Consider the following 692-nt stretch of genomic DNA (forward strand, 5'->3'; position numbering starts at 1 on the left):
CAAACCATTTTGTCTAACTTAATTGAGAAAAATACAGCACTTATTGAAAGTGGAAACATAGGTGTTTACTTCCATGTAAGTCGTGGAACCGACAAAAAACGTTTTCATGCTTATCCTAAAGATATAGCGCCTACAGTATTTGGGTTCGCTTTTGAGATTGCGCCTCCCCAGCCCACTTCTAAAGCTGATGCTAAGCCCTTTAAAGTTGCTCTACAACAGGATAAAAGGTGGCAACGCTGCCATATTAAATCTACATCCCTGTTAGGTAATGTAATGCACTATCAAGCTGGAGTAGATGCCGGTGTCAACGAAACGATCTTGTACAACAGCGATGGGATGGTTACCGAAGCAAGCTCGTGTAATGTATTTATAGTGAAAGATGGATGCATTTATACACCGCCATTGAATCACGAGCTTCTTCCGGGCATTACTCGCGCCATTGCGATTGAGGCATTTAAACAAGCTGGGCTTGTGGTGACGGAAACCTGGTTTAGCAAAGAAGAATTGCTTCAGGCCGACGAGGTATGGCTAACTTCTTCAAGTAAAGAAGTAGCTCCTGTAGTGGAAGTTGATGGCAAGCTAATTGGCGCAGGTGAAGTTGGTTATACGTGGGAACAGGCTATTAAAGCCTACCATGCATACAAATTCGAAGCCTAGAAAATAGAAAAGGCCCGCTTTGTGAAGCGGGCCTT

1 protein-coding gene is annotated in these 692 nt (G+C 43.5%); it reads left to right on the forward strand.

Annotated elements, in window-relative coordinates:
• Positions 1–657, forward strand: a 657-nt coding sequence (locus tag KL866_RS15280) for an aminotransferase class IV (protein WP_214995806.1), incomplete at its 5' end; no start/stop codon positions are given.
• Positions 658–692: the final 35 nt, after the last annotated feature.

This window comes from Alteromonas sp. ALT199 (assembly GCF_018619335.1).
Lineage (GTDB): Bacteria > Pseudomonadota > Gammaproteobacteria > Enterobacterales > Alteromonadaceae > Alteromonas.